Genomic DNA, 25,765 nt, shown 5'->3' with positions numbered 1-25,765 from the left:
CACTCCTCAGACGGTGACGTCGACGCCATGGCGCACGACGCGTTTATCCAGTTCGCCGCCCAGCCAGTAGGCCAGGTCGGCAGGGCGATCAATCTGCCAGGCGACAAAGTCCGCAACCTTGCCCACTTCCAGCGAGCCATGGGTGTCGCCCATGCCCAGCGCGGTGGCCGCATGTTGCGTGGCGCCGGCCAGGGCTTCTTCCGGGGTCATGCGGAACAAGGTGCAAGCCATGTTCAACATCAGGCGCACCGACAGCGCCGGCGAGGTGCCGGGGTTGAGGTCGCTGGCGATGGCGATTTTTACGCCGTGCCTGCGCAGCGCATCCATCGGCGGCAATTGGGTTTCACGCAGGAAGTAGAACGCACCCGGCAGCAACACCGCGACAGTGCCGGAAGCGGCCATGGCGATGGCGTCTTCTTCGGTCATGAACTCCAGGTGGTCGGCCGACAGTGCGTGGTAACGCGCCGCGAGGCTGGAGCCGTGCAAAGAGGACAGCTGCTCGGCGTGCAGTTTCACCGGCAAGCCCAACTGCTGGGCGACCTTGAACACACGCTCCACCTGCTCGGTGGAAAACGCCAGGTATTCACAGAAGGCATCAACCGCATCCACCAGCCCTTCGGCCGCGAGCGCCGGCAGCATCTCGGCGCAGATGTGCTCGATGTAATCGTCAGCGCGGTCCTTGTACTCCGGCGGCAGCGCGTGAGCCGCCAGGCACGTGGCGCGCACGCTCACCGGCAGCACCTGGCCAAGGCGCCGCGCAACCCGCAGCATCTTGCGCTCGTTGACCAGGTCCAGGCCATAGCCGGATTTGATCTCCACCGTGGTCACGCCGTCACGCAGCAAACTGCGCAAGCGCTTTTCGGCGCTGGCAAACAATTCATCTTCGGTGGCGGCGCGGGTGGCGCGCACGGTGCTGGCAATACCGCCACCTTTGGCGGCGATTTCGGCGTAGCTCACGCCTTCAAGGCGCTGCTCGAATTCACCGCTGCGATTGCCGCCGAACACCGTGTGGGTGTGGCAGTCGATCAGCCCGGGGGTGACCCACGCGCCTTGCAGGTCATGCACCTGGGCGTAGTCCGCCGTCGGCACTTCGCTGCGCGGGCCGATCCACTCAATCAGTGAATTGGCAGTGACCATCGCGGCATCCTCGATGATCGAGTATTTGCCGTGGGCCATGGTTGCGACGTGGCAGTGTTGCCAAAGCGTTTTCATCAACGCCTCCCTAAGTTATCGATGAGACAAAGCCGGGTCGTATTGGACCCTGGCCGCTTGCCCGGCGGCGGGTTTGACCCACAGCAGGTAAGCCAGCACCAGCAGCACGATCCACACGGCGCCGACCAGCAAAGCCGCCTGGGTATCCGGGAAGTAACCCAGCACACCAAACACGAACAGCATGAACACGATGGCCGCCGCTGGCGCATAGGGCCAGAAAGGCACCGGGAATTTCAGTTCGGCCACCTGTTCCTTGGTCATGGAGCGGCGCATGGCGACCTGGGTAAACAGGATCATCAGCCACACCCACACGGTGGCGAAGGTGGCAATCGAGGCGATCAGCAGGAACACGTTTTCCGGGATCAGGTAATTGAGCACCACGCCGCCGAGCAACGCCGCGCCCATTACCAGCACGGTCATCCATGGCACGCCGTGTTTGGACAATTGCGCGAAACCCTTGGGCGCCTGCCCTTGCTGGGCCAGGCCGTACATCATGCGGCCGGCGCCGAAGATGTCGCTGTTGATGGCCGAGACGGCGGCGGAGATCACCACGATATTGAGGATGGTCGCCGCCGAGCCGATACCCAGATTGCTGAAGATCTGCACGAACGGGCTGCCCTGGCTGCCGATCTGCGGCCACGGGTAGATGGCCATCAACACAAACAGGGTCAGCACGTAAAACAACAGGATGCGCAGCGGCACTGCATTGATCGCCTTGGGAATCACGCGCTGCGGGTCTTTGGCTTCTCCGGCGGTGATGCCGATGATTTCGATGCCGCCAAACGCAAACATCACCACCGCGAACGAGGCGATCAGGCCACCGATGCCGTTAGGCATGAAGCCGCCGTGGGCCCACAGGTTGCTCAGGCCGCTGGCCTGGGTTTCGCCTGCCGAATGAATGCCGAACAGCATGATGCCGAAGCCGCCGAGGATCATCGCCACAATGGCGCCGACCTTGAGCAGTGACAGCCAGAACTCCATTTCGCCAAACACTTTGACGTTGCACAGGTTCAGGCCGCCGATCAAAAACACGATGCCCAGCACCCAGACCCAACGTGCAACCTCGGGAAACCAGAAGCCCATGTAGATGCCGAAGGCGGTGACGTCGGCGAGGCAGACGATGATCATTTCAAACGCGTAGGTCCAGCCGAGCACAAACCCGGCCATCGGCCCCAAATAGGTGCTGGCGTACTGGCCGAAGGAACCGGACACCGGGTTGTGCACGGCCATTTCACCGAGGGCGCGCATCACCATGAACACCGCAGCGCCGCCGATCAGGTAGGCCAGCAGTACGGCAGGGCCGGCCATTTGGATGGCGGAGGCGGACCCATAGAACAGCCCGGTGCCGATCGCGGAACCGAGTGCCATGAAGCGAATATGTCGGGCGCTTAGCCCGCGTTTCAAACCCTTTTCTTGCTGGTGCATTTCTCGTCCCTATTATTCTTATGAGGAGAAGATCGTTCCCACGCTCCGCGTCACGACTCTAAAAGCGGACGCGGAGCGTCCAGGGCAGCATTCCCACGCAGAGCGTGGGAACGATCGGTTACAAGCTCGGCAGGAGCTTGGCCGGCACCAGCTCGTTCAGGCAGCGGCTGGCGAGCAGTTCGCTGGCGGCGTTGATGTCTGGCGCGAAGAAGCGGTCCTTTTCATAGAACGCCACTTTGTCGCGCAGAATCGCGCGGGCTTTTTCCAGCTTGGCCGAAGTTTTCAAACCGTCGCGCAGGTCCAGGCCCTGGCACGCCGCCAGCCACTCGACGGCGAGTACGCCACGGGTGTTCTCAGCCATTTCCCACAAGCGCTTGCCCGCAGCCGGGGCCATGGACACGTGGTCTTCCTGGTTGGCCGACGTCGGGATGCTATCCACGCTATGGGGATGCGCCAGCGCCTTGTTCTCACTGGCCAGCGCCGCAGCGGTGACCTGGGCGATCATGAAGCCGGAGTTCACCCCGCCATTGCCGACCAAAAACGGCGGCAGTTGCGACATGTGCTTGTCCATCATCAACGAGATACGACGCTCGCTCAGCGAACCGATTTCTGCGATCGCCAGCGCCATGTTGTCGGCAGCCATGGCCACCGGCTCGGCGTGGAAGTTACCGCCGGAGATCACGTCGCCTTCGGCAGCAAACACCAGCGGGTTATCCGACACCGCATTGGCCTCTACCACCAGCACGTCGGCGGCCTGGCGGAACTGGGTCAGGCAGGCGCCCATGACTTGCGGCTGGCAGCGCAGGGAATACGGGTCTTGTACTTTGTCGCAGTTCTGGTGCGACTGGGACACCTGGCTGCTCTCGCCGAGCAGGTCGCGATAGGCCGCAGCCGCATCGATCTGCCCACGCTGGCCACGGGCGGCATGGATACGTGCGTCGAACGGCGAGCGCGAGCCGAGCACCGCTTCCACTGTGAGCGCGCCGCATGCCAGCGCACCGGCGAACAGGTCTTCGCCTTCGAACAGGCCACGCAGCGCATAGGCGGTGGACACCTGGGTGCCGTTCAGCAGCGCCAGGCCTTCTTTGGCCGCGAGCGTCAGCGGCGTCAGGCCGGCCACTTTCAGCGCTTCGGTGGCTTCCAACCATTCGCCCTTGTAGCGCGCCTTGCCTTCGCCCAGCAGCACCAGCGACATATGCGCCAGTGGCGCCAAGTCGCCGGAAGCACCGACCGACCCTTTGAGCGGAATGTGCGGGTACACCTCGGCGTTGATCAGTGCGATCAGCGCGTCGATCACCTGGCGACGAATGCCGGAAAACCCACGGCTCAGGCTGTTGACCTTGAGCACCATGACCAGCCGCACCAGCGCGTCGCTGATCGGCTCACCGACGCCGGCGGCGTGGGACAGCACCAGGGAACGCTGGAGGTTTTCCAGGTCAACGCTTGCGATGCGGGTCGAGGCCAGCAGGCCGAAACCGGTGTTGATGCCGTAGGCGGTGCGGTTCTCGGCGAGAATCTGCTCCACGCAGGCCACACTGGCTTCGATCTGCGCCGTGGCGCTGTCATCCAGACTGAGGGTTACCGGCTGCTGGTAGATGGCCCGCAGTTGGGCAAGGCTCAGTTGGCCTGGAATCAAATTTAGCGCAGTCACATTCATGCTCCTTGTGAATTATTCTTAGTGCAAATTAGGTAATACGTGGTGCAGCAAAGCGGTGTCCTTGAGCAGCGCGGCGGTGCTCGCGATGTCCGGCGCCAGCCAGCGGTCCTGCTCGTAAGGTGGGACCTTTTCACGCAACAGACGCCAGGCACTGTCAGTGCCCGCGCCGAAACGCTGGTCCTTCAAAAACTCGAACGCCTGGGCCGCCAACAGGTACTCGATGGCGAGAATCTGGGTGACGTTGGCCAACAGCTGATGCAGCTTGAGCGCGGCGTTGGTGCCCATGCTCAAGTGGTCTTCCTGCAGGCCCGAGGTGACGAAATTGTCGAGCACCGCCGGTTGGGCCAGCTGGCGGTTTTGCCCGCACAGCGAGGCGGCGACGTACTGCACGATCATCATCCCGGAGTTGACCCCAGGGTTGCTGACCAAAAACGCCGGCAAGCCACTGACATGCGGGTTGATCAGGCGGTCCAGGCGACGCTCGGCCACCGAGCCGATTTCGGCCATGGCGATGGCGAGCATATCGGCCGCCAGCGCCACAGACTGCCCATGCGGGTTGGCCTGGGACACCACGCGGTAGTTGTCCGGCGTGCCGAGCACCAGCGGGTTGTCGGTGGCGCTGTTGAGTTCGGTCTCGATCTGGCGTGTGGCGTGTTCAACCTGATCACGTGCCGCGCCGTGAATCTGCGGGATCGAGCGGATGCTCAGCGCGTCCTGGGTGCGGATGCCTTTGCTGCTGGCGATCACTTCACTGCCGTCGAGCAAGGCGCGCAGGTTGATGCCGACTTGCTGCATGCCCGGGTGGGGCTTGAGGGCGATGATGGCTTCGTCGAAGGCGTCGATCTGACCACGCTGGGCTTCGAAACTCATGGCGCCGATCACGTCGGCCCATTGCAGCAGGTGATGCGCGTCAGCCAGGGCCAGGCAGCTCAGGCCGGTCATGCACGGCGTGCCATTGACCAGGCACAGGCCGTCTTTGGCGCCGAGCACCACAGGCGGTAAACCTTCGGCTTTTAATGCGGCTTGCGCCGTCACGATCTGGCCGCGATAGCTCACATCACCAACCCCGAGCAAGGCCACGCCAATGTGGGCCATGTGGGTCAGGTAGCCCACCGAGCCCTGGGACGGCACTTGCGGCGTGATGCCATGGTTGAGCAACGCCAGCAGCGAATGCACCACTTGCGGGTGCAGCCCGGATTTGCCGTGGCTGTAGTTGATGATGGCTGCGCAGATGATCGCGCGGGTCTGTTCGTCGCTCAGCACCGGGCCGACGCCACAGGCGTGGCTCAGCAGTGTGTTGCGCGACAGCTGGCTGAGTTGTTCATCTTTGAGCGACACATTGCACAGCGCGCCCAGGCCGGTGTTCACACCATAGGCGCGTTCGCCGCTGGTGACGATGCGCTGCACGATGGCCTGGGCATTGTCGATGCGCGCCCAGGCGTGGCCCGAAAGTTCGAGCACGGCGCCATGGCGGGCGACGGCGACCACGTCCTGCCAACGCAGAGGGGCATCGGCGATGATGATTGTTGTTGCCTGGGACATCTTGAGCCTCTTGAATTGATCGTTCCCACGCTCTGCGTGGGAACGCCGCCTGGGACGCTCCGCGTCCCGCTGTCAGGTGTGACGCGGAGCGTCACGGGATGCATTCCCACGCAGAGCGTGGGAACGATCAGCTACACCACCGCCGCCCGGCGCTGAACAAACCTGTCCACATACTCATCCGCCGGCGAATGCAGAATCTCGCGCGGTGTGCCGACCTGGATCAGCTTGCCGTCCTTGAGGATCGCAATGCGGTTGCCGATGCGCACCGCCTCGTCGAGGTCGTGGGTGATGAACACGATGGTTTTGTGCAGGGTCTTTTGCAGCTCCAGCAACTGGTCCTGCATCTCGGCGCGAATCAACGGGTCGAGGGCGCTGAAGGCTTCGTCCATCAGGATGATGTCGGTGTCCGCCGCCAGGGCGCGGGCCAGGCCGACACGTTGGCGCATGCCGCCGGAAAGCTGGTGCGGGTATTTGTTTTCGTAGCCCTTCAGGCCCACGGTTTCGATCCAGTGCAGCGCACGTTCGGCGCACACCTGCTGGGTTTCGCCGCGCACCTTGAGGCCGTAGGCGACGTTGTCGAGCACGCTCTTGTGGGGCAGCAAGCCGAAGCTCTGAAATACCATGCTGATCTTGTGGCGGCGGAATTGGCGCAGGGCTTCCATGTCCAGTTGCAGGATGTCTTCGCCGTCCACCAGGATCGCGCCGCTGGTAGGATCGATCAGACGGTTGAAGTGGCGTACCAGGGTGGACTTGCCCGAACCCGACAGGCCCATGATCACAAAGATCTCGCCGGTGCCGATGCTCAGTGACAGGTCGTTCACGCCGACCACGCAACCGGTCTCGGCCAGTACCTGGTCCTTGGTCTTGCCCTGACCAACCAGCGCCAGGGCTTCCTTGGAGCGGTTGCCGAAAATCTTGAAGACGTTTTTAACTTCAATTTTGCTGACAGTAGTCATTTGCTCGCCTCATGCCGTGGACGACCATAGGCCTGGGTAATGCGGTCGATGACCACTGCGAGAATCACAATCGCCAGCCCGGCTTCGAGGCCACGGCCGACGTTGAGGGTCTGGATGCCGACGAGTACGTCTTCACCCAGACCACGGGCGCCAATCATCGAGGCGATCACCACCATCGACAACGCCATCATGGTGGTCTGGTTGATACCCGCCATGATGCTCGGCAGCGCCAGCGGCAGTTGCACGCCAAACAGTTGCTGCCAGCGGTTGGCACCGAAGGCGTTGATGGCTTCCATGACTTCGCCGTCGACCTGGCGAATGCCCAAGTCGGTAAGGCGAATCAGCGGCGGCGCGGCGTAGATCACCGTGGCGAAAATCGCCGGCACCTTGCCCAGGCCAAACAGCATCAGCACCGGGATCAAGTACACGAAGCTGGGCATGGTTTGCATGATGTCGAGCAGCGGCATCAATACCGAACGCAGGCGATTGCTGCGTGCCGACAGGATGCCCAGCGGAATGCCGATCAGCACCGAGATCACCGTGGCGACCATCATCAGCGCCAGGGTTTGCATCAGCTTGTCCCACAGGCCGACCGCGCCCACCAGGAACAGCAGACCGACGATCACCGCCGTGGTCACCACCTTGCGGGTGGCGTGCCAGGCGATGCCGCCGACAATGGCGAGCATCAACCACCAGGGCGCTGCGCGGAGCAAGCCTTCCAGGTTGACGATGGCCCATAACAGCGTGTCGGAGATGTGCCGAAACACATCACCGTAGTTGGTGACCAGTGAGTCCACCCAACCGTTGACCCAGTCGGCGATGGAAAACGTAAAACTCTCAGGAAACATAGCGTGCTCTCGATCCAGTGGGTTGTGGCCGTGTGCCCGGCTAACCCCTCAGGGTAGCCGGACACCCTTGACCTACAAGGCCGCGTCGATTTTCTTGGCTGCGTCGTCGCTCACCCATGCGTGCCAGACTTCAGGATGTTCCTTGAGGAAAATTTTCGCCAGTTTTGGCGACTCAATCCGCTCTTTGGCCATGCGACCGAGGTTCTGGTTAAGCAGGTCGATCGGCAGGTTGACCTTTTCCAGCACCGCTACCAGTTCAGGCGCTTGCTCGTGGAAGGTCTTGGACAGGCCGACCTTGATGCTCACGCTTTTATCCACACCGGGCTTTTCTTCCAGCTTGACCAGATCAACCTGGCCCATGAGCGGGGTGGGTGACCAGTAGTAGAACAGGATCGGCTCGCCACGCTTGTAGCTCGACAGCACAGCGGCATCCAACGCCGGGCCGGTGCCAGGGCGGAAGTTGGTGTAGGTGCTTTCCAGGCCATAGCTTTTGAGCATCTCGCTGTTGTCCAGCTCACAGGTCCAGCCGGCCGGGCAGTTGTAGAAGCGGCCTTTGGACGGTTCTTCCTGGTCCTTGAACACCGAGGCGTATTTGGCCAGGTCGGCGATGTTTTTCAGGTCCGGCGCCTTGGGCTCCAGCTTGCGCTTGGCGTCGCCTTCGATCACGTAACGCGGCACGTACCAGCCTTCGACGGCACCGACAACGGGCGCGCCAACGCCAACGACTTTGCCGGCCTTCTCGGCCTTGTTCCAGACTTCGCTGCGGCCTACCCACTCTTCGGCGAACACCTGGATGTCGTTGCTGCTCAGGGCGTTTTCCATGGTGATGGAGTTGCCCGGCAAGCTGTCGGTTTTGCAGCCGTAGCCTTTCTCCAGCACGGTTTGCAGGATGTCGGTGAGCAACATGCCGCTTTCCCAGTTCAGCCCGGCGAATTTCACCGGTTTGCCGAACTCGCACCAACCCGCCGCCTGGGCGCCGGCAGAGGCCAGCAAGCCTGCAGATAACACGGTGGCCAGCAGGGTTTTATTCATCTTCATTGTTGTGACGCTCCCAATCTTGAAATGGATTACGGCAGTCAGTAGGCATCCTGCCCTGTCCACGTCCCATCAGGCTTGTGCAGCCAGCCCGTTTGTCGTTGGTGCAGCGCCCTGCTCTATTGGCAGGATCAGTTGATCGGGCACTGTGCCGTGCCATTTTTTCGCACACACGTAATACAGGGCCGCAGGCAGTACCAGGCCGATGATCCAGGAGATATCCACATCACCCAGCGCGGCAACCAGGGGGCCGGTGTAGAACTTGGTCGAGATGAACGGCAACTGCACCAGCACGCCGAACACATAGACGCTGATACCCAGCAGGTTCCAGCGACCGTAACGGCCGTTCGGGTCGGCCAAGGCCGGTACGTCATAGCGCTCGCGGGTGATGCAGTAGTAATCCACCAGGTTGATCGCACTCCACGGCGTGAAGAACGCCAGTAGAAACAGAATGAAAGACTTGAACGCACCGAGGAACGAGTGCTGGCCGAGCAACGCGATCAGGGTTGCAGTGCCGACAATCACCAGCACGAACACCAGACGTTGCAGGCGCGTGACCTCCAGGCGACCACGGAAGCCGCTGACGATGGTGGCAATGCACATGAAGCTGCCGTAGGAGTTCAGGGTAGAGATGGTGACCTTGCCGAACGCGATGCTGAAGTACAGCAGCGCAGCGGTGGCGCCCGTACCACTTAACCCGACGATGTAGGCGACTTCGTGACCGGCAAATTGCCCGTTGGACATGGCCGCGGCAAACACGCCAAGGACCATCGCCACCTGAGCACCAATGACTGAACCCGCACCGGCGGCGAAAAAGGTTTTCAGCGAAGATGTTTTGCTTGGCAGGTAACGTGAATAGTCCGCCACGTAAGGGCCGAAGGCGATCTGCCAGGAGGCCGCGAGCGACACCGCCAGCAGGAAACTGCTCCAGCTGAAGTGGCGAATCTGCAAAAGCGCGCCAACGTCGGTCTGGCTCATCAAACGGCTGAACAGATAGACAAAGGCGATCACGCCAATGACGCTGGCGACACGCCCAATAAAGTGGATCACCCGGTAACCCAGTACGGTGACCAGTACGATCACGCTGGCAAAAATCAGGATACCGACGCTGTCGCTGACCCCGAACAACTGGCCCAGCGCCTGCCCCGACAGCACGGTCCCGGTCGCGGTGAAACCGAGGTACATCAAACAAACCAGCACAATCGGAATGGCTGCACCATAAACGCCGAACTGCACCCGGCTGGAGATCATCTGTGGCAGACCAAGCTTTGGCCCTTGCGCCGCATGCAACGCCATGACGCCGCCGCCGATGAGTTGGCCGATCAACAGACCGATCAACGACCAGAACACATCACCGCCGAGCACCACGGCCAAGGCCCCGGTGACAATCGCGGTGATTTGCAGGTTGGCCCCCATCCACAGGGTGAACTGGCTCAATAGACGACCGTGTCTTTCCGCTTCCGGGATGTAGTCGATCGAACGCCTTTCGATCAACGGGGTGGTGTCATTTGCAGCCATGGTGTTCAACCTCTGATGGATTGTTTTTCGGTGGTGCGGGTGAAACATGTCTTGTGTACACAGCAGGGCAAATGTGGGAGCTGGCTCCCACAGGAACCAGGCCAGCCGTTACTTGATCATCGGCAGGTTGAGGCCCTGCTCCTTGGCGCAATCGATAGCGATCTGGTAACCGGCATCGGCGTGACGCATCACTCCGGTGGCCGGGTCGTTGTGCAGTACGCGGGCAATGCGCTCAGCCGCTTCGTCGGTGCCGTCGCAGACGATCACCATGCCCGAGTGCTGGGAGAAGCCCATGCCCACGCCGCCGCCGTGGTGCAGCGACACCCAGGTCGCGCCACTTGCGGTGTTGAGCAGGGCGTTGAGCAGTGGCCAGTCGGACACGGCGTCGGAGCCGTCCTGCATGGCTTCGGTTTCGCGGTTGGGGCTGGCGACCGAGCCGGAGTCGAGGTGGTCACGGCCGATCACCACCGGCGCCGACAGCTCGCCACTGCGTACCATTTCGTTGAACGCCAGGCCAAGCTTGGCGCGCTGGCCCAGGCCAACCCAGCAGATACGTGCCGGCAAGCCCTGGAAGCTGATGCGCTCGCGGGCCATGTCCAGCCAGTTGTGCAGGTGCGCGTCGTCCGGGATCAGCTCTTTGACTTTGGCGTCGGTCTTGTAGATGTCTTGCGGGTCGCCCGACAGCGCAGCCCAGCGGAACGGGCCGATGCCACGGCAGAACAGTGGGCGGATGTAGGCCGGCACAAAACCCGGGAAGTCGAAGGCATTTTCTACGCCTTCTTCCTGGGCCATCTGGCGGATGTTGTTGCCGTAGTCGAAGGTCGGAATGCCTTGCTTCTGGAATTCCAGCATGGCTTTGACGTGCACGGCCATCGACTGCTTGGCGGCCTTGATCACGGCAGCCGGCTCGGTCTTGGCGCGGGCGCGGTATTCGTCCCAGGTCCAGCCGGCCGGCAGGTAGCCGTTGAGTGGGTCGTGGGCGCTGGTCTGGTCGGTGACCATGTCCGGGCGCACGCCGCGCTTGATCAGTTCCGGCAGGATTTCGGCCGCGTTGCCCAGCAAGGCGATGGAGATGGCCTTGCCTTCCTGGGTGTATTTGGCGATACGCGCCAGGGCGTCGTCGAGGTCGGTGGCTTGCTCGTCGACATAACGGCTGGCCAGACGAAAATCGATGCTGACCTGCTGGCACTCGATGTTCAGCGAGCAGGCGCCAGCCAGGGTCGCAGCCAACGGCTGAGCGCCGCCCATGCCGCCGAGGCCGGCGGTGAGGACCCAGCGGCCGGTGAGGTCGCTGTTGTAATGCTGGCGGCCGGCTTCGACGAAGGTTTCGTAGGTGCCCTGCACGATGCCCTGGCTGCCGATGTAGATCCAGCTGCCGGCGGTCATCTGGCCGTACATGGCCAGGCCCTTGGCATCCAGTTCGTTAAAGTGCTCCCAACTGGCCCAGTGCGGCACCAGGTTGGAGTTGGCGATCAGCACGCGCGGAGCGTTGCTGTGGGTCTTGAACACGCCGACCGGCTTGCCGGATTGCACCAGCAGGGTCTCGTCGTCATTCAGGTTAGTGAGGCTCTCGACGATCTGGTCGTAGCACTCCCAGTTGCGCGCCGCACGGCCGATACCACCGTACACCACCAATTCTTTCGGGTTCTCGGCCACTTGCGGATCAAGGTTGTTCATCAGCATGCGCAACGGTGCTTCAGTCAGCCAGCTTTTGGCGGTGAGCTTGTTACCGCGAGCGGCACGGATTTCGACGTCACGGTATTTAGTAGGCTTGGCTTTCGAAAAATCGGTCACAGCTGGACTCCTCGGCATGGTGCGCGAACATTGATGGTGCGAAGGAGAGTCTTACGCACACATCTTTACTTGTATGTACAAGCATATGCAATCAAGCGGCCAACTTGGTGAGGGAGCGTGTGAGATTTTTTGGGGAGGCGTGTGAAAGCCTTGGAAATTAAGGCTTCCAGGCTTGTTGAAATTTCTTACAGAGGGAGTTTGCGGACGGGGAAATTGCTAACGATTGCCTGGCATTGCGCCAAGCTGGGGCATTCGGTAACAAATTGGTGCGCGGCTGGAAACAGCTCTTATGAACAATGAAAAGCAAATGTGGGAGCAGTTTTTTAACCGAGTTGGGTCAGTTCGATAATGCAGCTGCGGCCGCTGACGGCGATATCCAGCAAGCCCGTGTTACCGTCGATTTGCAGGCAATCGTGATGGCCGAGCTTTTCACCCAGCACCTTCACCTCATCCGCCACGCTGAACACCAACACCGTGTGCGCCGTGCTGAAAAACCGCTGCGCGCCATCAATCCATTGAAAGCGTGCGTGGTAACGCTCTGGCGAGTAGATCAGGTTGAAATCGCGGATCGGCCCGGTGATCAAGCGGCAAGACACTTCACTCTCACCCTTGAACGCAAACGCTTGCAACGGTAACAACCCGCGCTGCTCTTCACCATCTACGGTCAGGACCATACCCGCGCCCTTGATCACCGTGATCACGCGCTGGTAGCCGGCGAAGGTAGAAAACCCGCCCGACTCGGTAATATCGGCAATCGACAAGCGCCAGCCAAAGCCATCCAGGCCAGTGCCTGCGTCACGGGTGATTTCTTCGGTGCTGCCGCCGCCGTTTTTCCACGGCATGCGGATGTAATCGGTGGCGCGCCAGACGTTCACTGCACTCATTTACTGAAACGTCCTTCCAGGCTATGACGGGAACCGGGGTGGATCAAACGCGCGGCGGTGACCGGCTGGCGGCCGGACCAGGTGCGGCGGCGAATCAACAGGCAGGGCTCGCTCGGCTCGATCTGCAACAGCTTGCACTCGGCGGCGTCGGCGAGGATGGCTTCAACCACATGCTCGCCCTCGGTCAGTGGCGCGACCTGGTTGAGGTAGGCGTACGGCGTTTGCTGGGTGAAATCCTGTTGCAGGTATTCCGGCGCCACCAGGGCGTTGACGAAGCGGTCTTCGATTTGCACGGGAATATCGTTTTCAAAATGCACGATCAGCGAGTGAAACACCCGCCCGCCTTCACGCATTTCCAGGGCCACGGCGCGCTCGGAACCGGCGGCCTCTTCGCCCAGGTGAATAACCTGGCAGGTATGGCGATGACCGCGCGAGGCGATCTCATCGGCAATGTTGTGTACTTCAAACAGCGCCGACTGGCTCTTGGGCTCAGCGACGAAGGTGCCGACGCCTTGCATGCGCACCAGCAAACCTTCGGCGGTGAGTTCGCGCAGGGCGCGGTTGATGGTCATGCGGCTGAAGCCTAACTGGCTGACCAGTTCGCTCTCGGACGGCACGCGGTAATGGGGCGGCCAGTTGCCGTTGAGAATCTGCTGGCTGATCATCTGTTTGACGCGGGCATACAAGGGCGCCGGACTTTCGTCCATGTGGGCAGCCAGCGAAGACTTGGCGGGCGGAGTCGGCACAGGGAATCCTTGCAGGGGGAAAAGATGCATAGATTGCCGGAGTTTACCGAGCAGGCAAACGTCTGTATATGTATATACAAATAAACACACGACCGGGGTGCCTTGATCATGTCCGCTTTCTTTGCCGAACGCGCGCTGCTGCCTAATGGATGGGCCAACGATGTACGCTTTGAAGTCAGCGCCGATGGCGTGCTGACCCAGGTTGAGCCCAATGCCAGCGCAGACCACGCCGAACGGCTCAGAGGCCCGGTTTTGGCGGGCATGCCCAACCTGCACTCCCATGCGTTCCAGCGCGCCATGGCCGGTTTGGCCGAAGTGGCCGGCAACCCGAATGACAGCTTCTGGACCTGGCGCGACTTGATGTACCGCATGGTCGGCAAGATCAACCCCGAGCAATTGCAGGTCATCGCCCGCCAGCTGTATATCGAGATGCTCAAGGCCGGCTACACCTCGGTGGCCGAGTTTCATTATGTGCACCACGACGTCAGCGGCCAGGCGTATGCCGATCGCACGGAGCTGTCGCGGCAGATCAGCCAGGCGGCGGCCAGCAGTGGCATCGGCCTGACGTTGCTGCCAGTGCTCTACACCCACTCCGGTTTTGGTGGCCAGGCGCCGAATGACGGCCAGCGGCGCTTTATCAACAGCACCGAAGATTACCTGGACCTGCAAGCACGCCTGAAACCCATTCTGGCGGCGCAGCCAGCGCAGCAGTTGGGCCTGTGTTTCCACTCGTTGCGTGCCGTCACACCCGAACAGATCAACGCTGTGCTGGCCGCCAGTGACAAGGCGTGCCCGGTGCATATCCACATTGCCGAGCAGCAAAAAGAAGTCGATGACTGCCTGGCCTGGAGCGGCAAACGCCCGCTGCAATGGCTGTATGACAATGTGGAAGTGGATGAGCGTTGGTGCCTGGTGCACGCCACCCATGCCGACGCCGATGAAGTCACGCAAATGGCCAAGAGCCGGGCAATCGCCGGCTTGTGCCTGACCACCGAAGCCAACCTGGGCGATGGGATTTTCCCGGCGGTGGATTTCCTCGCTCAAGGCGGGCGCATGGGTATCGGTTCCGACAGCCATGTGTCACTGAGCGTGGTGGAGGAATTGCGTTGGCTCGAATATGGCCAGCGCCTGCGGGACCAGCGGCGCAACCGTCTGTATCGCAGTGATCAGCCGATGGTTGGCCGCACGTTGTTCGATGCTGCACTCGACGGCGGCGCCCAAGCGTTGGGGCAGCCGATTGGTCGGTTGGAAGTGGGCAAGCGGGCAGATTGGATTGTGCTGGATGGCAATGACCCGTACCTGGCGACGGCGACCGAGGATGGGATTCTCAATCGCTGGCTGTTCGCCGGTGGTGATCGCCAAGTGCGCGATGTGCTGGTCAACGGCAAGTGGGTGGTGCGCGATGGGCATCATGCCGGCGAAGAAGACAGCAGCCGGGCGTTCACCCAAGTATTGAAAGACTTGCTCGGTTAAAAATGTGGGAGCGGGCTTGCTCGCGAAAGCGGTGGATCAGCCAACTTATCTGTCGACTGACACTCCGTATTCGCGAGCAAGCCCGCTCCCACATTTTTGATCGGCGGTACTCTCAGGTTTATTGCGAAGTCTTCGCCATCTGTTTGTCCGACGTACGCCAGATCAACCGCGTGGTGTCATAACCCTGCTGGCGCGCCCTGCTCAGCAGGTCTTCGCGGGTGTCGGCACTCACCGTCGGGGTGCGCGACAAGATCCACATGTAGCGTCGGCTCGGGCTGCCGACGATGGCAGTCTTGTAGTCATCACTCACGTACAGCACCCAGTAATCGCCCTTGGCGACGCCCGGCAGCAGCGCCGTGAACCAGTTATTGAATTCCACCCAGAGCTTGTCGGTCTTGCCCGGCACTTGCGGCGTGGCCGTGCCCTTGGCTTCTTCCCACTTCCACTCTGTAGTCAGGCAGCGGTTGAACACCGACATGTCGCCATCCGGCAACAGGGTGTAGCGAGCTTCGGACTGCGCGCAGTTGCGCTGGAAGTACATCGGCAATCGGGCCAACTCATACCAGGTGCCCTGGTAACGCTTGAGGTTGACGTTGCTCGCGGTCTTGGGTTGCAGATCATCGCCAGAATGGCTGGCGCAGCCCGCCAAAAACAGACTGGCGCAAAGAAACAAAACAAAACGCATCATTCTTCTTCTCCCGCAGGCTCGCGCCCCGGTTTACTTCAGGCCTTGCCCGGAAAACATCAGAACTTTGTCACCGGCGTACTGCACGCTGATAAAGCTGTTTTTATCGCCCCACGTGCAACTGGACATGCCCAGCGCACCGGAACAATCGGTCGGCTTACCCAGCAACGACTCCACCTCGGCCTTGGCCATGCCAGCCGACAGCTTTGCGTAATTTTCTTGATTGACCTTGCTGCACGCGGCTAACAGCACGCAAAAAGCCAGCAAAGCGAGACGGCGTAAAGACATGGAAAAGCTCCTGGAGAGACAAAGCAGCTGGGGTATCTGCCAGAAGCTTAGAAGGGAAAAGGGGTGTCTGGTTCCCGATAGGGGGTGGTATTTCTTTTTTCTGCGCACGGGTCCTTTGCAGCGCCTTTTCGAACGCAAAACCTCAACCTTTCATCAGTCCAGCGCTACGACAAGACCAAATAAAGACTAATATCGGTCCAACATCGAGCAAGGGCTTACCCGTGAAATTCTCATCCCAGATAAAACCGATCAGCTACCTGAAAAGCCATACGGCCGAGATCGTCAAAACCCTCACAGAAAGCCGCGAACCGCTGGTTATCACTCAAAACGGTGAGGCAAAGCTGGTGGTGATGGACGTGAAGAGCTTTGAAGAACAGGCGGAAACCATGGCCTTGTTAAAGCTTTTGGCCTTGGGTAATCGACAGATTGAATCAGGCCAGTTTGAGGATATGGAGGACGTATTCGCAGAGCTGGACAAGGACGACGCTCAATGACGTTCAGGGTTGTGATTCTTCACTCAGCAAAGAACGACCTTAAAGACATCAAGTCATACCTCATTCGACAATTCTCTGCGTCAACCTGGCAAACGACCTTTGAATCGTTGAAACAAGCTATGCGCCGCCTCGAAACTCAGCCTTATGCAGGCTCGATACCGGAAGAAATCGAGCGGCTGAATATGAGCCAGTATCGCCAAGTGGTGAGTGGCATGAACCGGATCATCTACGAAATCCGTGAACAAACCATCTATGTCCACATCATCGCCGACACTCGAAAAAACTTGCAGGCACTGCTGCTGAAAAATCTTATCCAGTAAATAAAAAAGCCCCGAAACGCTGAAAGCATTTCGGGGCTTTTTGATCATCACAAATTTTTACTTCTTGTGATAAGCCGTCACACGCTCAACTTCTTCCTTCGAACCCAGGAACACCGCCACGCGCTGGTGCAGGCCTTCCGGCTGGATGTCGAGGATGCGCTGGTGGCCGTCGGTGGACGCGCCGCCTGCTTGCTCAACCAGGAACGACATCGGGTTGGCTTCGTACATCAAGCGCAGCTTGCCCGGCTTGGAAGGTTCGCGGCTGTCACGTGGGTACATGAACAGGCCACCACGGGTCAGGATGCGGTGCACGTCCGCCACCATCGCAGCGACCCAGCGCATGTTGAAGTTCTTCTTCAACGGGCCTTCTTCGCCGGCCATCAACTCGCCCACGTAGCGGGTCACGGGCTCTTCCCAGTGACGTTGGTTGGACATGTTGATGGCAAATTCCTGGGTGGAAGCCGGAATAGTGATGTCTTCGTGGGTCAGCACGAAGCTGCCCATTTCGCGGTCCAGGGTGAAGCCTTTAACGCCGTCGCCCAGGGTCAGCACCAGCATGGTCTGCGGGCCGTAGATGGCGTAGCCGGCAGCCACCTGCTCGGTGCCTGGCTGCAGGAAGGCCTTTTCGTTCAGGGCTTCGTTCTGGCTCAGGTATTCATTCGGGCAGCGCAGTACCGAGAAGATGGTGCCGACCGGTGCGTTGATGTCGATGTTGGACGAGCCGTCCAGTGGGTCGAACACCAGCAGATACGCGCCCTTCGGGTACTTGCCCGGGATCTGGTAGGCGTTGTCCATTTCTTCGGACGCCATGCCGGCCAGGTGACCGCCCCATTCGTTGGCTTCGAGCAGGATTTCGTTGGAAATCACATCGAGCTTCTTCTGCACTTCGCCTTGGACGTTTTCAGTGCCCATGCTGCCCAGAACACCACCGAGTGCGCCTTTGGACACGGCGTGGCTGATTTCCTTGCAAGCACGCGCCACCACTTCGATAAGGAAGCGCAGATCGGCAGGCGTGTTGTTGCTGCGGGTCTGCTCGATCAAATAGCGACTCAGGGTAACGCGGGACATGGAAGGCTCCGGAAAATGGGGGGCTTAAAAACCCGCGCAGTTTAACGCGAGTCGAGGGTTATTTCCTCTAATCAGAGGATTTAACCCCAATAGAGTTCACGGCTTGGCCGCCGGTGCACGCAACAAACTGTAGGCCATCGCCCCTAGCGCCGCCACACCCAGCAGGAGCACGGCCCACAGGCCGAGTTTCTTCCAGTCGGTGCCCGCTTCGGGCGAAACGGCAATCGCAGGCGATTTGACCGTCACGTCGCCTGTGACCGTGGCCTGCCCCAAGGTCTTGATACGCTCGGCGCTGTAGTCGGGAATCAGCGTCGACAGCGGCAAGTTAGCGGCCTTTACCGACGGGTTGCCCAACGCCAGGGTAAACGGCGGCTCACCGCGCGCCAGGAACACCAACTGCGTGGCGCGCACAGCAAAACGCAATGCCGGCGCTTCCACGCCCAGGCCGCCGCCGCGCTCGTCCACCTGCAACTTGAGCTCACCCACGGCCACGCCAGGCAATTGCAATTCATCCTGCACCACGTCCTGGCCATTCTGGGTCAGGCGATACAACAAGCCATTGCTCAACGGCTGCCAGGCCTGATTGGCTTCCCGCCGCCCCGCCAACGTCACGGGCGCCAGCGTGTTGGGCTGCTTGAGCTCGACGCGCAAGCGCTCCACATGCAGCCCCGTCGGCAGCTGCCAGCTGTATTCACCGGCCTTGAGCCGCGTACCCGACAGCGGCTGCGACCACACCAACGGCAGCGGCAAGCTGCTGCTGGTCGCGCTGACCAGTTTGGCCGACGTCAACTGCGGTGCCGCCTGCCCTTGCCACACCAGGCGTAGATAACGCGCCGTTTGCCCCGGCAAGCTCACGTCATGCTGCTCGACACGCTCGTCGGCAAACGACAAGCGCGCCACTTGCCCATCGCCCCACGCCTGCCAGTGCTGCAAGTCATCACTGGCTTCAATGCTGAAACGCTGGAAACCGTCCTGCTCGCGGCTCCAGTCCAGGCTCAACTGCTGCAACGGCGCCTTGATCGAACTGGCGTCCAGCACCCAGCCACGCAACACTTGCGCGCCGGTTTTAGGCGGCAGCACTTGCAGCAAGGTGCCTTCGGCAGTGGACTTCATCACCACATCCGACACGCTTTCACGGGTGTCGGCGGCGTACAGCGGGAACCACTTCACATCCGTCACGTCGCGGCTTTCGGTGCGTTGCGCGGACTGGCGCGACAGCGCGTAAGCCTGGGGCTCGCCGGCGGCATTGAACACGCGCACATCACCAAGATCCGCCTGGCGCGCGCTCAATTGCACCGACAGCGGCAACGCCAGGCGATACCACGGCCCGTTGCCACTGACCGCCAACGGCACCTGTGTGGTGAAGTCGGCGGGCGTCTCTTGCGCCCACACCGACAACGTCGAACACATGCCCAACGCAATCACGCTCAACTTACCGATCAAGAGGATGCTCCTTCAGTTTCCAACACCGGCTCGACGCGTTTGGGCGGCAGCGGTGCAAAGTAACCCACCACCAGCAACAGCCCGCCCACACCAATAAACGACACGATCCGCGCCAGCCCGCCACGGTTACTCAGCTCGACAAAGAACAGCTTGGCGACCACCACCGCAATCAACGCCGCGCCGATCAGCCACACTTCGCGACGATGGCGCAGGTGGCCGCCGATCATCAGGCCCAGGGCGATCAGGGTCCAGACCAGCGACAGGCCGGCCTGCACCCACATGGACGCCAGCAAGGCCTCCAGCTGGAACGGCACGCCCACCCAATGGTGGGCGGTGCGCATCACCAAGGCCGTGAAGAAGGCAAACAGCGAAGCCCCCGCGACACCTTGGGCGATCAGCTCTGCACGCGGCCCGCGCTGCGGCGCCACGCTGCGCGACCACAGGTAAATACCCAGCAATGCGAACAGCAGGCCCACGTCCAACGGGTTGAGCAATGGCACGTACGGCAGCGGTTTCGCCGTGCCGTCGCTGAAGATGTTCGCCAACCAGAACCAGCCGAGCATCAATACCGCCAGCGGCAACGCGGCCAGCACACGGTATTCACGCGGGTAGGCCGACACCGGCCACGGCCAGCTGCGCGGTGCCGCCGCCAGCACCAGGTACAGGCTTGGCAGGATCGCCCAACCCAGCCAACGCCAGGCGTTGTACTCGCTCGACAGCAGCAACAGGCCGTAACGCAGCTCCAGCGCCAACACACCGATCAACATCCAGCAGCCGAGCACATGAGCGATGCTCACTACCGTGCCCGGCACCACCGCCGCCAAACGGCGCAGCGCGATGAAATGCACCCCAAACACCGCCAACCACGCCAGCCAGCCGTACTGCGCCGCCGGGTGGTAGTAATCATGGGCAGACACCAGCAACACCACGCCCGCCGCCGGCATCAGCAAGGCGCACAGCATGCCCAGAGATGCCCAGCGCAAACGTGCGGCCAACAGCGCCCAGATCGCCACGCTCACCGCCGCTATACCGAGCAAAAATGCGCCTTGCAGCGCCTGCGGGATAAACCGCAGCACTTCGCCGATCAACGCCAATGCCCACCAGGCCGCGCCCCACACCAGCAGCAGGTCGGACAGGCGTTGCAATTTCAACACGGCAAACACCGGCGCCTGCGGCTCACGTTGCAAGCGCCAGGCGCCCACCATTGCCGCCAGGCCCAGCACCATCGGCGTCCAGAAACCGCTGTGCGCCAAGGGGCGCAAGCCCTCGCTGCTCAACGGCCCGAGCAACTGCGGCACCGCCAACAGGAACGAGGCACCACCCACTATTTGCAGCAGCAAACCAAACACGAAACTCACGCGTTGTTGCAGGTACAGGCTCAACCAGATGATCAGCAAGCCACTGGCCGCCCATACGCCGCTGGCGCTTTCCCATGGCAGTACAAACAGCACCGCGAGGTTGATCAACACCAAGCCGGCCAGCAGCACCACCGACAACCCGCGCAACAGCCGCACATCGCTGCGCACCAGGTCATCGCGCGCGGCCAACAGCATGCCGCCGACCAACGCCAGGCCGATCAACGAGGCGGTCAACAAGCCGGTCCAGCCGGCACTGAATACCGCGGCCCCATCACCGCCTTGAAGACGCAGGAGGAACAACGCCCCGCCGAGCAATTGCACACCGAAGGCAGCGAACAGGAAGGTGCGCGAGCCGATGCGCAGGCCGACAAACAATGTCAGCAGACCGGCGATTGCCCAACTGATGGCGGTGCCTTGGGTCAGCAACAACAACGGCGCAAGCAGGTACAAAAAGGTCAGGCCCAGGCTCGCCAGCACGGGCAGGCCGTTGCGCTCCCAGCCCGCGGCTTGTTCCGTCGAGGCCTTGCGCAACTGATCGAAGCTGAACAACAGCGCTGCGCCCAGCAACAGCGCGCCCAATGGGGCACCGTCGAGCAGGGTCAACTCGCCAACGCGCAGTTCACTGAGGAACGCCAGCGCCGACCCCAACTGTAACAACAGGCCAAACGCGCGAGCCAACGGCCGCTGCTGACGCAAGCCGAGCCAGAAGATACCGGCCCCCTCCACCGCCCAGGCCGCCGCCGTCCAGCGCGCGTCGAGGCCCAGCGGAATCGCCAGGCTGGCAAAGATCACGCCCAGCGCCAGGCAAGTTTCGGCCAGCAGCAAGGCGCGCCCGCCACTCAGCAGCCGCGCCAGGCCCATGTAGATAAGGCCTAAACCCAGTGCACTGAATGCAGCGGCAAACTCCAGGTGCTGCACCACGGCGAGCTGCAAGCCAAAGCCTGCCAACGGCGGGCCGAACAGCATGCTGCCATCGACATAATCACCCTTGGCCGCCGACCAGCGCAGCAGCGCCTCACGGCCTTCGGGCGCATCGCCCACCTCTTGCAGCTTGCGGCGGGCGAACAACAGGCCGATGGCCAGGTACATCAGGAAAAACAGGATCAGGAACGGCTCGGTGCTCCACAGCAGTTCCGGCGTGTAGGAGCGCATGCCCCAGGCGAAGCCTATGCCGAAGGTGCCGACAAATCCGATCAGGTTGAGCAGGCGCCAGGCCTTGAACCACGCGATGGCCAGAATGCCGGCGTTGAGCAAGGCAAAGTAACTGAACAGCGCCACATGGTTGCCGGCGCCGGTTGAGGTCAGAATCGGCGCGGCAAACCCACCCAGCGCTGCGGCGCACGCCAGGCCGAGGGCATCCTGGGTGATCGCCAGGATGGCCGAGAACACCGTGACCGCCACCAGCAGGCCCAATGCGGCGCTCGGGTCGATCAAGGGGTGCAAGCGCATCGCGGCAAACACCGTCAGGTACAACACGGCGATCCCGGTGCCTTGCAGCATCAGGCCGTAATTGCTGTTGCGCAGCCGCAGCCACCAACCCAGGCCCAACAGGCCGATGGCGGCAGCGGCAACCCCGGCATAACGCAGTTCAATCGGCACCACCACGCCTTCGGTGGCATAACGCAGCAAAAAGGCCAGGCCAAGAAACAGCAGCACCACGCCAACGCGCAGCACAGTGTTGCCGCCGAACAGCCAATTGCGTGCGCCGCCGATGGCGCGCTCGATCAGGTTGGGGCCACGGGGGATAGCAGGTTCTTTCGGCGCGGCGGCCGGCGTCGGCGCCGGCGCCTGGGCCCAGACGTCATCCGGCAACGGCTGGCTGGCCTCGGCCGTCATGGCGACAGGCGCCAGTTCGGCGGGCAACTCCCAGACAAGCTCGGGCCTTTCAACAACAAGTGCGGGCTCAGGGATGAGGGGTTCGACGATTTCGTTGCGGGTCGGCGTCGGCACCTCCAACTGGCGCAAGCGTTCGCCCAGGGCGATCAGCGCCTTCTGCGTGGTTTCCAACTGACGCGCTTGTTGCTCCGCCTGGGCCGACAGCCTGGACAGGCGAATCGCCTGGCCAATGCCCAAGCCCAGCAATGCACCGATGCCGGCGTCCGAAAACGACTCATCGAACGCCCAACCGAGCGCCAGGCCAATCAGCATGAAAATCCATTGCATGGTCGATATCCCTAAGCAGCCCGAGGCGGGCAAACCGGGGCCTAGTATATCGACGCAAAGCTAATGTGGGAGCGGGCTTGCTCGCGAAAGCGGGGTGCCAGTCGACATATTTGTTAACTGACCCTCCGCGTTCGCGAGCAAGCCCGCTCCCACACTTTGTCTTGCGGTGTTTAGTCGAGGGCTTTCCAGATCTCGGTGGCGTATTCGCGGATGGTACGGTCCGAGCTGAACCAGCCCATGCGCGCCGTATTGAGCACCGCCGAGCGCCACCAGGCCTTGGAATCATGCCAATGCGCCTCGACCCGCGCCTGGGCGTCCCAGTAGGCGTCAAAGTCGGCGCATACCAGGAAGCGGTCGTAGTCGATCAGCCCGTCGACCAAACCCACATAGCGGCCCGGATCATCCGGCGAGAACACCCCGCCACGGATCGCTTGCAGCACATCGTTCAGGCGATGGGAGGCGGCAATGTCCGGCCCCGCGTTGAACTCACCGGCGTGCTTGCGGGCTTCGACCTGCTGGGCGCTGAGGCCGAAGATAAACATATGCTCGGCGCCCACGCGCTCGTGCATCTCCACGTTGGCGCCGTCCATGGTGCCGATGGTCAGCGCGCCGTTAAGGCCGAACTTCATGTTGCTGGTGCCCGACGCCTCAAAACCGGCGGTGGAAATCTGCTCCGACAAATCCGCCGCCGGAATAATGCTTTCCGCCAGGCTGACGTTGTAGTTGGGCAGAAACACCACCTTGAGCAAGCCGCGCACGGTCGGGTCGTTGTTCACGGTACGGGCGATGTCGTTGGTCAACTTGATGATCAACTTGGCCTGGTGATAGCTGGCGGCCGCCTTGCCCGCGAAAATTTTCACGCGCGGCACCCAATCGGTGCCTGGCTCGGCGCGGATTGCCTGGTACAAGGCCACGGTGTGCAGCAGGTTCAGCAACTGGCGTTTGTATTCGTGAATCCGCTTGACCTGCACGTCGAACATCGCCGCCGGGTTCACCGAAATGCCCAGGCGCTCGTGGATGATCTCGGCCAGTGCCCTCTTGCTGTGCAGGCGCTGTTCGGCGAAGGCTTTGCGGAACGCCTGCTTCTCGGCGAACGGCTCCAGTTCCACCAGGCGTTCTTCGGGCTTGTCGAGAAGGTCCGGGCCAAGGGCTTCCACAAGCATCTCGGTGAGCTTGGGGTTGGCCTGGTACAGCCAGCGGCGGAAGGTAATGCCGTTGGTTTTGTTATTGATGCGCTCCGGGTACAGCTTGTGCATTTCAGAGAACACCGTGCTGCGCATCAACTGGGTGTGCAGCCCGGAAACGCCGTTGACGCTGTGGGAGCCCAGAAACGCCAGGTTACCCATGCGCACGCGGCGGCCATTGTCTTCTTCGATCAGGGACACGGCGCGCAATACGTCGAAATCGTGGATGCCCTTGGCGCGCAGCGAGTCGATGTGCTGGGCGTTGATCAGGTAGATGATCTGCATATGCCGAGGCAGCATGCGTTCCATCAAACCGACAGGCCAGGTTTCCAACGCTTCGGGCAACAAGGTGTGATTGGTATAGGAAAGGGTTTCAACCGTCACATCCCACGCGGCTTCCCACGGGATGTCATGCAGGTCGACCAGTTGGCGCATCAGCTCAGCCACGGCGATGGACGGGTGCGTGTCGTTGAGCTGAATCGCGGCGTGTTCGCCCAGGCTGAGGACCGAGCCGTGCATGTTCTTGTGGCGGCGCAGCAAGTCTTGCAGCGAGGCGGAGACGAAAAAGTATTCCTGGCGCAGGCGCAATTCCTGCCCTGCTTCGGTGCTGTCGGCCGGGTAAAGCACTCGGGAGATGCTTTCGGCGCGGGCCACTTCCGCGACGGCGCCCAAGTGGTCACCAGCGTTGAAGCGCTCCAGGTGCAGGTCTTCTACCGCACGGGCACGCCACAGGCGCAGGGTGTTCACGCTGGCACCGCGCCAGCCGACCACCGGCGTGTCGTACGCCACTGCGCGCACGGTTTCGTTGGGCGTCCATACCTGGATCATTTTGCCGGAGGCGTCCGCCAGGGTTTCGACGCTGCCGCCAAAGCCGATCGGGTAGATCACTTCGGCGCGCTCGAACTCCCACGGGTTGCCGAAATCCAGCCAGCGTTCGGTCTGCTCCTGCTGCCAGCCGTCGACGATCGCCTGGCGGAACAGGCCGTGTTCATAGCGGATGCCATAGCCGTGGCCGGCAATGCCCAGGGTCGACATGCTTTCCATAAAGCACGCGGCCAGGCGGCCCAGGCCACCGTTGCCGAGCGCCGCGTCGGGCTCCAGCAGGCGGATGCGCTCCAGGTCCACGCCCAGCTCGGACAGGGCTTCGCGGGCAATCTCCAACACACCCAGGTTGCTCAGGCTGTCGTAGAGCAAACGGCCGATCAGGAATTCCAGCGAGAGGTAATACACCCGCTTCTGGCCTTTGCGGTAGATGCGCCGCGTGTGGTTCATCCAGTGGTCGACCATCTGGTCGCGTGCGGCCAGGGCAATGGCTTCGAACCAGTCGTGGTCGAAGGCGTGATCCGGGTCCTTGCCCACCGCGTAAGTGAGTTTGGTCAAGACAGCATCGCGGAATGCGGCTACCTCTGCTTCTCGTGCAAGCGGTTCCTGAGACATCGGTGCGACCTCGGGCGAGATTGAAGGAGTTGCTAGAGCCTAGTCGGTCTGACAGACGGTAGACGTGCTGGTTCGGCAGTTTTTTAACTCATTCACCATTGCCGGAAATTGATGCAGGGGCCGTGCCTGCTTTTCACCCCTGCACCGTTGGAGATGAAATCTGCAAAATATTGTTCAAAAAACCACCAATCCCGGTATGATCGCGCGCCCGGATACAGCCCCACCTTGGAACCTT

General features: G+C 61.6%; 20 protein-coding genes. 3 read left to right on the top strand and 17 right to left on the bottom strand.

Going from position 1 to position 25,765, the window contains the following annotated elements; all coding sequences use genetic code 11:
- Positions 1–6: 6 nt before the first annotated feature.
- The 11 genes from hutI to hutC form a co-directional block, all read right to left on the bottom strand.
- A complete protein-coding gene (gene hutI / locus BLV67_RS10880) occupies positions 7–1,212 on the bottom strand; it encodes an imidazolonepropionase (protein ID WP_069786778.1) in 1,206 nt (401 codons plus the stop codon).
- A 15-nt stretch (positions 1,213–1,227) separates the two neighbouring features.
- Complete coding sequence (locus BLV67_RS10875; protein ID WP_065930784.1) at positions 1,228–2,637, bottom strand: amino acid permease; 1,410 nt, start codon at positions 2,635–2,637, stop codon at positions 1,228–1,230.
- Between the two features lie 118 nt (positions 2,638–2,755).
- Complete coding sequence (hutH, locus tag BLV67_RS10870; RefSeq protein ID WP_141722710.1) at positions 2,756–4,294, bottom strand: histidine ammonia-lyase; 1,539 nt, start codon at positions 4,292–4,294, stop codon at positions 2,756–2,758.
- A gap of 18 nt (positions 4,295–4,312) precedes the next feature.
- Positions 4,313–5,836 carry an HAL/PAL/TAL family ammonia-lyase gene (locus tag BLV67_RS10865; RefSeq protein ID WP_069786777.1) on the bottom strand — a complete coding sequence of 508 codons (1,524 nt, stop codon included), beginning with the start codon at positions 5,834–5,836 and terminating at the stop codon, positions 4,313–4,315.
- 131 nt (positions 5,837–5,967) lie between these two features.
- Entirely contained in the window at positions 5,968–6,792 is an 825-nt protein-coding gene (locus BLV67_RS10860; protein WP_065930786.1) for a quaternary amine ABC transporter ATP-binding protein, read from the bottom strand.
- The gene (locus tag BLV67_RS10855; protein WP_017138613.1) at positions 6,789–7,640 is read right to left on the bottom strand and encodes an ABC transporter permease; all 852 of its coding nucleotides are present in this window, start codon (positions 7,638–7,640) and stop codon (positions 6,789–6,791) included. The genes BLV67_RS10860 and BLV67_RS10855 overlap by 4 nt, the downstream gene beginning before the upstream one ends.
- 72 nt (positions 7,641–7,712) lie before the next feature.
- The gene (locus tag BLV67_RS10850) at positions 7,713–8,678 is read right to left on the bottom strand and encodes an ABC transporter substrate-binding protein (RefSeq protein ID WP_069786776.1); all 966 of its coding nucleotides are present in this window, start codon (positions 8,676–8,678) and stop codon (positions 7,713–7,715) included.
- A 69-nt stretch (positions 8,679–8,747) separates the two neighbouring features.
- On the bottom strand, positions 8,748–10,193 hold the full coding sequence (locus BLV67_RS10845; RefSeq protein ID WP_017138615.1) for a purine-cytosine permease family protein: 1,446 nt from the start codon (positions 10,191–10,193) through the stop codon (positions 8,748–8,750).
- 108 nt (positions 10,194–10,301) lie between these two features.
- Complete coding sequence (gene hutU / locus BLV67_RS10840; RefSeq protein WP_069786775.1) at positions 10,302–12,005, bottom strand: urocanate hydratase; 1,704 nt, start codon at positions 12,003–12,005, stop codon at positions 10,302–10,304.
- Positions 12,006–12,310: 305 nt separating this feature from the next.
- Positions 12,311–12,871, bottom strand: a complete 561-nt coding sequence (locus BLV67_RS10835) for a HutD/Ves family protein (protein WP_069786774.1) — start codon at positions 12,869–12,871, stop codon at positions 12,311–12,313.
- Complete coding sequence (hutC, locus tag BLV67_RS10830; protein WP_017738808.1) at positions 12,868–13,578, bottom strand: histidine utilization repressor; 711 nt, start codon at positions 13,576–13,578, stop codon at positions 12,868–12,870. The genes BLV67_RS10835 and hutC overlap by 4 nt, the downstream gene beginning before the upstream one ends.
- Positions 13,579–13,725: 147 nt before the next feature.
- Between hutC and BLV67_RS10825 the strand changes: the two genes are divergently transcribed.
- Positions 13,726–15,090, top strand: coding sequence for a formimidoylglutamate deiminase (locus BLV67_RS10825; RefSeq protein ID WP_065930789.1), 1,365 nt, complete (start codon positions 13,726–13,728; stop codon positions 15,088–15,090).
- A gap of 118 nt (positions 15,091–15,208) precedes the next feature.
- Here BLV67_RS10825 and BLV67_RS10820 read toward each other — a convergent pair whose 3' ends face one another.
- Together BLV67_RS10820 and BLV67_RS10815 are read right to left on the bottom strand one after the other, a co-directional pair.
- Positions 15,209–15,778, bottom strand: coding sequence for a lipocalin family protein (locus BLV67_RS10820; RefSeq protein WP_028615380.1), 570 nt, complete (start codon positions 15,776–15,778; stop codon positions 15,209–15,211).
- Positions 15,779–15,808: 30 nt separating this feature from the next.
- A complete protein-coding gene (locus BLV67_RS10815) occupies positions 15,809–16,063 on the bottom strand; it encodes a hypothetical protein (protein WP_017849914.1) in 255 nt (84 codons plus the stop codon).
- 221 nt (positions 16,064–16,284) lie between these two features.
- Between BLV67_RS10815 and BLV67_RS10810 the strand changes: the two genes are divergently transcribed.
- Both BLV67_RS10810 and BLV67_RS10805 read left to right on the top strand, forming a co-directional pair.
- Positions 16,285–16,557, top strand: coding sequence for a type II toxin-antitoxin system Phd/YefM family antitoxin (locus BLV67_RS10810; protein WP_065930790.1), 273 nt, complete (start codon positions 16,285–16,287; stop codon positions 16,555–16,557).
- Positions 16,554–16,877, top strand: a complete 324-nt coding sequence (locus tag BLV67_RS10805) for a type II toxin-antitoxin system RelE/ParE family toxin (protein WP_065930791.1) — start codon at positions 16,554–16,556, stop codon at positions 16,875–16,877. Before BLV67_RS10810 ends, BLV67_RS10805 begins: the two co-directional genes overlap by 4 nt.
- A 57-nt stretch (positions 16,878–16,934) precedes the next feature.
- On the opposite strand, the gene BLV67_RS10800 is transcribed toward BLV67_RS10805, so the two are convergent.
- From BLV67_RS10800 to BLV67_RS10785, 4 genes are all read right to left on the bottom strand, one after another.
- Positions 16,935–17,945, bottom strand: coding sequence for a class 1 fructose-bisphosphatase (locus tag BLV67_RS10800; protein ID WP_003237460.1), 1,011 nt, complete (start codon positions 17,943–17,945; stop codon positions 16,935–16,937).
- 96 nt (positions 17,946–18,041) lie between these two features.
- Positions 18,042–19,385: a DUF3999 domain-containing protein gene (locus BLV67_RS10795; RefSeq protein ID WP_069786826.1), complete on the bottom strand. Its 1,344-nt coding sequence runs from the start codon at positions 19,383–19,385 to the stop codon at positions 18,042–18,044.
- Positions 19,385–22,909 (bottom strand): DUF2339 domain-containing protein, encoded by a 3,525-nt coding sequence (locus tag BLV67_RS10790; protein ID WP_069786773.1) that lies wholly within the window; start codon positions 22,907–22,909, stop codon positions 19,385–19,387. The genes BLV67_RS10795 and BLV67_RS10790 overlap by 1 nt, the downstream gene beginning before the upstream one ends.
- Positions 22,910–23,079: 170 nt before the next feature.
- On the bottom strand, positions 23,080–25,530 hold the full coding sequence (locus BLV67_RS10785; protein WP_069786772.1) for a glycogen/starch/alpha-glucan phosphorylase: 2,451 nt from the start codon (positions 25,528–25,530) through the stop codon (positions 23,080–23,082).
- Positions 25,531–25,765: the final 235 nt, after the last annotated feature.

Origin of the sequence: Pseudomonas salomonii (genome assembly GCF_900107155.1) — a bacterium.
Lineage (GTDB): Bacteria > Pseudomonadota > Gammaproteobacteria > Pseudomonadales > Pseudomonadaceae > Aquipseudomonas > Aquipseudomonas salomonii.
Note: the sequence above shows the minus strand (reverse complement) of the source record. Positions and strands in the feature narration are given on the sequence as shown.

Excerpts from the sequence above, each read along its gene's own strand:
- hutI (WP_069786778.1), bottom strand. The coding sequence starts at position 1,212 with ATGAAAACGCTTTGGCAACACTGCCACGTCGCAACCATGGCCCACGGC.
- BLV67_RS10875 (WP_065930784.1), bottom strand. The coding sequence starts at position 2,637 with ATGCACCAGCAAGAAAAGGGTTTGAAACGCGGGCTAAGCGCCCGACAT.
- hutH (WP_141722710.1), bottom strand. The coding sequence starts at position 4,294 with ATGAATGTGACTGCGCTAAATTTGATTCCAGGCCAACTGAGCCTTGCC.
- BLV67_RS10865 (WP_069786777.1), bottom strand. The coding sequence starts at position 5,836 with ATGTCCCAGGCAACAACAATCATCATCGCCGATGCCCCTCTGCGTTGG.
- BLV67_RS10860 (WP_065930786.1), bottom strand. The coding sequence starts at position 6,792 with ATGACTACTGTCAGCAAAATTGAAGTTAAAAACGTCTTCAAGATTTTC.
- BLV67_RS10855 (WP_017138613.1), bottom strand. The coding sequence starts at position 7,640 with ATGTTTCCTGAGAGTTTTACGTTTTCCATCGCCGACTGGGTCAACGGT.
- BLV67_RS10850 (WP_069786776.1), bottom strand. The coding sequence starts at position 8,678 with ATGAAGATGAATAAAACCCTGCTGGCCACCGTGTTATCTGCAGGCTTG.
- BLV67_RS10845 (WP_017138615.1), bottom strand. The coding sequence starts at position 10,193 with ATGGCTGCAAATGACACCACCCCGTTGATCGAAAGGCGTTCGATCGAC.
- hutU (WP_069786775.1), bottom strand. The coding sequence starts at position 12,005 with ATGCCGAGGAGTCCAGCTGTGACCGATTTTTCGAAAGCCAAGCCTACT.
- BLV67_RS10835 (WP_069786774.1), bottom strand. The coding sequence starts at position 12,871 with ATGAGTGCAGTGAACGTCTGGCGCGCCACCGATTACATCCGCATGCCG.
- hutC (WP_017738808.1), bottom strand. The coding sequence starts at position 13,578 with ATGGACGAAAGTCCGGCGCCCTTGTATGCCCGCGTCAAACAGATGATC.
- BLV67_RS10825 (WP_065930789.1), top strand. The coding sequence starts at position 13,726 with ATGTCCGCTTTCTTTGCCGAACGCGCGCTGCTGCCTAATGGATGGGCC.
- BLV67_RS10820 (WP_028615380.1), bottom strand. The coding sequence starts at position 15,778 with ATGATGCGTTTTGTTTTGTTTCTTTGCGCCAGTCTGTTTTTGGCGGGC.
- BLV67_RS10815 (WP_017849914.1), bottom strand. The coding sequence starts at position 16,063 with ATGTCTTTACGCCGTCTCGCTTTGCTGGCTTTTTGCGTGCTGTTAGCC.
- BLV67_RS10805 (WP_065930791.1), top strand. The coding sequence starts at position 16,554 with ATGACGTTCAGGGTTGTGATTCTTCACTCAGCAAAGAACGACCTTAAA.
- BLV67_RS10800 (WP_003237460.1), bottom strand. The coding sequence starts at position 17,945 with ATGTCCCGCGTTACCCTGAGTCGCTATTTGATCGAGCAGACCCGCAGC.
- BLV67_RS10790 (WP_069786773.1), bottom strand. The coding sequence starts at position 22,909 with ATGCAATGGATTTTCATGCTGATTGGCCTGGCGCTCGGTTGGGCGTTC.
- BLV67_RS10785 (WP_069786772.1), bottom strand. The coding sequence starts at position 25,530 with ATGTCTCAGGAACCGCTTGCACGAGAAGCAGAGGTAGCCGCATTCCGC.